This is a genomic window from Modestobacter excelsi (assembly GCF_005930495.1).
Classification (GTDB): domain Bacteria; phylum Actinomycetota; class Actinomycetes; order Mycobacteriales; family Geodermatophilaceae; genus Modestobacter; species Modestobacter excelsi.
Genome location: NZ_SJEX01000147.1, coordinates 1 through 4,599, shown reverse-complemented (window position 1 = coordinate 4,599; position 4,599 = coordinate 1). Strand labels below are relative to the sequence as shown.

At 73.2% G+C, this 4,599-nt stretch carries 3 protein-coding genes; all 3 read left to right on the top strand.

The annotated features are described in order from the left end of the window. The first annotated feature begins 163 nt into the window (after positions 1 to 163). Positions 164 to 1,576, top strand: a complete 1,413-nt coding sequence (locus tag FHL80_RS24885; protein WP_138736006.1) for an FtsW/RodA/SpoVE family cell cycle protein — start codon at positions 164 to 166, stop codon at positions 1,574 to 1,576. After that, positions 1,573 to 3,069 carry a peptidoglycan D,D-transpeptidase FtsI family protein gene (locus FHL80_RS24880; RefSeq protein ID WP_138736005.1) on the top strand — a complete coding sequence of 499 codons (1,497 nt, stop codon included), beginning with the start codon at positions 1,573 to 1,575 and terminating at the stop codon, positions 3,067 to 3,069. The genes FHL80_RS24885 and FHL80_RS24880 overlap by 4 nt, the downstream gene beginning before the upstream one ends. Further along, the coding region (locus tag FHL80_RS24875; RefSeq protein WP_138736004.1) for a serine/threonine-protein kinase at positions 3,069 to 4,599 on the top strand (1,531 nt) is incomplete at its 3' end. The genes FHL80_RS24880 and FHL80_RS24875, both read left to right, overlap by 1 nt.

The window sequence follows — 4,599 nt, the reverse complement described above, 5'->3', positions numbered from 1 at the left end:
ACCCGGCGGTGAGCGCCGCCCCCACCGCCCCCGCGCTGACGCCGTCCCCGACCACGACGACGAGCTCGGCGACGAGCACGGGGCCGTCCCGCTCCGGGACGCCGGGAGTGGACTGCCGGGAGGCGGACTGAGTGGCCCGCCTGACACCTCCCGGGACCCCCTCGTGACCGGTCCGGGGACCGATCCGCGGGTCGCCGCCGCCGGCGCCGACCCGACGCCGACGCGGCGTGGCACCGAGCTCCTGCTGCTGGCGTTCGCCGTGGTCATCACGCTGGCCGCGCAGTGCATCGTCGACCTGACCGTCACCGACTCGCTCAGCCCCGAGCTGGCCACCTTCGGCACCTGGTTCACCGCGCTGTGGGTCGTCGCCCACCTCGTCGTCCGCAGGTTCGCCCCCTACGCCGACCCGCTGCTGCTGCCCTGCGTGGCCGTGCTGATGGGCCTGGGGCTGACGATGATCCACCGGCTGGACATCGCCGCGGACCAGCTCGGCGGCAACAGCTCCGGCGAGGACGCCCCGGTCCAGCTGCTGTGGGCCACCGTCGGGCTGGCGCTGTTCGTCGCCGTCGTCGTGGCCGTCCGCGACCACCGGGTGCTCGCCCGCTCCGCCTACACCCTCGCCCTGGTCGGCCTGGTGCTGCTGGCCATCCCGGCGCTGCTGCCCAACTCGGAGATCAACGGGGCCAAGCTGTGGATCCGGGTGGCCGGCTTCTCCATCCAGCCCGGTGAGTTCGCCAAGATCTGCCTGGTCGTCTTCTTCGCCGCCTACCTGGTCGACAAGCGGGACGTGCTCGCGCTGGCCAGCCGCAAGGTCGCCGGCCTGGAGCTGCCCCGCGGCCGCGACCTGGGCCCGGTGCTGCTGGCCTGGGTGGCCTCGATCCTGGTGCTCGTCTTCGAGCGCGACCTGGGCAGCTCGCTGCTGCTGTTCGGCATCTTCGTGGTGATGCTCTACGTCGCCACCGAGCGCGCCAGCTGGCTGGTCATCGGCGTCATCCTGTTCTCCGGTGGCGCGTTCGTGGCCTACCAGGTGTTCGGGCACGTGCGGGTGCGCGTGGACACCTGGCTGGACCCCTTCGCCTACGTCGACACCGGCGGCTACCAGATCGTCCAGTCGCTGTTCAGCCTCGGCACCGGCGGGCTGTTCGGCGCGGGCCTGGGCGGCGGCCGCCCCGACCAGGTGCCGGTGGCCAAGAGCGACTTCATCGCCTCCGCGATCGGGGAGGAGCTCGGGCTCTTCGGCCTGGTCGCGGTGATCGTGCTGTACCTGGTGCTGGTCGAGCGCGGCCTGCGCACCTCGCTGGTCGTCCGCGACGGCTTCGGCAAGCTGCTGGCCGCGGGCCTGTCCTTCGCCGTCGCCTGGCAGGTGTTCGTCGTCCTCGGTGGGGTCACCGGGCTGCTCCCGCTGACCGGCCTCACCACCCCGTTCCTCGCCTACGGAGGCTCGTCGCTGGTCGCCAACTTCGGTCTGGTCGCACTGCTCGTCCGGATCAGCGACGCCGCCCGCCGGCCGGTCGCGCCCCCGCCGGCCACCCCGCCGAAGCTGACCGACGCGCCCACCGAGGTCGTGCGACCGTGAACGCCCCGCTGCGCAAGGTCGCCATCAGCGTGCTGGTGCTGTTCACCCTGCTGATCGTCAACGTCAACATCATCCAGGTGGTGCGCGCCCAGTCGCTGCGGGAGAACCCCCGCAACACCCGGGTGCTCACCGAGGAGTACGACCGGGAACGCGGCGCGATCGTCGTCGCCGGCAACGAGGTCGCCTCCTCGGTGTCGACCGGGGAGGCGCTGGACTACCTGCGGCAGTACCCGCAGGGCCCGCTGTACGCGGCGGTGACCGGCTACTACTCCGTCGTGTTCGGCAACACCGGGATGGAGCGGGCCGAGAACGACGTGCTCGCCGGCACCGACGACCGGCTCGCGCTGCGCCGGCTCGGCGACATCCTCACCGGCCGGGACCCCTCCGGCGGCAACGTCGAGCTGACCCTGGACCCCGCGGTGCAGGAGGCGGCCATGGACGGCCTCGAGGGCGTCACCGGCGCCGTCGTCGCCATCGACCCGTCCACCGGCGCGATCCTGGGCATGGCGAGCACGCCGACCTACGACCCCAACCAGCTCTCCAGCCACGACCCCGCCGCGATGCGCGCCTACGCCGACCAGATCCAGCCCGCGGCCGGTTCCGGGGAGGCCGACCCGCTGACCAACCAGGCGATCGACGAGCGGTACTCCCCCGGCTCGATCTTCAAGCTGGTCGTCGCCGCCGCGGCGCTGAGCTCCGGCGACTACACGCCGGACACCACCGTCCCGGCGCCGGACCTGTACACCCTGCCCAACAGCAGCAACGAGCTGGAGAACTACAACGGCGAGAGCTGCAACGGCGGCGCCGACCAGTCGCTGATCGACGCGCTCACCATCTCCTGCAACACCGCCTTCGCCGAGCTGGGCGTGAAGCTGGGCGAGGACCGGCTGCGGGACATGGCCGAGGCCTTCGGCATCGACGACGAGGGCTTCGACGTCCCGCTGCCGGTGAGCGGCAGCACGCTGGGCGACATCGAGGACGACGCCGCCCTGGCGCAGAGCTCGATCGGCCAGCGGGACGTGCAGCTCACCCCGCTGGAGGCGGCGATGATCTCCGCCGCGATCGCGAACAAGGGCTCGCTGATGAAGCCCCACCTGGTCACGTCGATCCAGGCCCCGGACCTCTCGGTGGTCGACCAGACCGACCCGGAGGAGATGAGCACGCCGATCTCCGCCGACGTCGCCGACGAGCTCACGAAGATGATGACCAGCGTCGTGACCAACGGCACCGGCCGGAAGGCCCGGATCGACGGCGTCCAGGTCGCCGGCAAGACCGGGACGGCGGAGGTGGGCACCAGTGGCGACGACGCCGCGCCGCACACCTGGTTCACCGGCTTCGCGCCGGCCGACGACCCGAAGATCGCCGTTGCCGTCTTCATCAAGAACGGCGGGCAGAGCGGCACCGAGGGCGCCGGCACCGGCGGGGACGTCTCGGCACCGATCGCCAAGGCCGTCATCCAGGCCTACCTCGACGGCCAGGGAGCCGGGGGCTGATGGCCGTCCGCGTGGGCAGCCTGCTGGCCGGCCGGTACGAGATCACCGCACCCATCGCCACCGGCGGCATGGGCGAGGTCTGGAAGGGCCGGGACCGCACCCTGGGCCGCACGATCGCGGTCAAGGTGCTGCGCAGCGAGTACACCGGCGACTCCAGCTTCCTCATCCGCTTCCGGAACGAGGCCCGGCACACCGCGGCGCTGTCGCACCCGAACATCGCGTCGGTCTACGACTACGGCGAGACGACCGAGGACGGCCAGCGGCTGGCCTACCTCATCATGGAGTTCGTCGAGGGCAAGCCGCTGGTCACCATCCTGGCCGAGCGCGGCCGGCTGACCGCCCAGCAGACCCTCGACGTCCTCGGCCAGGCCGGCGACGGCCTCTCCGCCGCGCACGCCGCCGGGATGGTCCACCGCGACATCAAGCCCGGGAACCTGCTCGTCCGTCCGGACGGCGTGGTGAAGCTGACCGACTTCGGCATCGCCTACGCCCGCGACGCCGCACCGCTGACCCGCACCGGCATGGTCGTGGGCACCGCCCAGTACCTCTCCCCGGAGCAGGCCCAGGGGCACGTGGTCACCGCGGCGTCCGACGTGTACTCCCTCGGCGTCCTGGGCTACGAGTGCGTCGTCGGGGTGCGGCCCTTCGACGGCGAGTCCCAGGTGGCGATCGCGCTGGCGCAGATCAACCGGCCGCCACCGCCCATGCCAGCCGACGTCCCCCGGCAGGTGAAGGCGCTCATCGAGCGGGCACTGACCAAGGACCCGGCGGGCCGGTTCCCCGACGGCGGGGCCTTCGCCCTCGCCGTCCGCCAGGTGGCGGCCGGCGGCGCCGTGCCGCCGCCGACGGCGATGACCACGGTGCTGAGCAGCGACGACGCCGCCACAGCGATGATCCCGGCCGGCGCGGTCACCTCCGGCGGCGCGCCGTCCACCTCGCCGCGCACGATGCCCCCGCTGCACGGCACGCCGGTCGACGACGACGAGGCCTGGGTCGCCGACGCCGACGCCGCCGACCTCGGCCGGCGGCGGCGCACCCAGCTGATCTGGGCCGCCGCTGCGCTGACCCTGCTGCTGCTCGTCGGCGTCGGGGTGGCCGTGGCGCTCTCAGGTGGGGACCGGGGCGACGGCGGCAGCGCCGCCTCGACCGGCACCAGCGCCACCAGCCGGCCGACCGCGAGCACGAACTCCTCCGGTGGCATCGACTTCGACGTGGCCTCCTACGTCGGGGAGGACGCCGACCGGGTGCAGCAGGAGCTGGAGGCGCTCGGGCTGCAGGTGCGGCAGGGCGACGCCACCGACGAGCAGCTGCGGGCGGTGACCCAGGACCTCGACGAGGACACCGTGGCCACGGCCGACCCGCCCCGGGGCTCGCTGACCCCGGGCTCGCTGGTGACCCTCTACGTCACCGGCGCGGCCTACACCCCCCAGGAGGCCGACACCACCGAGACCACGGCGCCCGCGCCGACCTCGGCCAACCCGACCAGCGCCGCCCCGACGAACACCGGGAGCGGCGGTGGTGCGCCCGTCC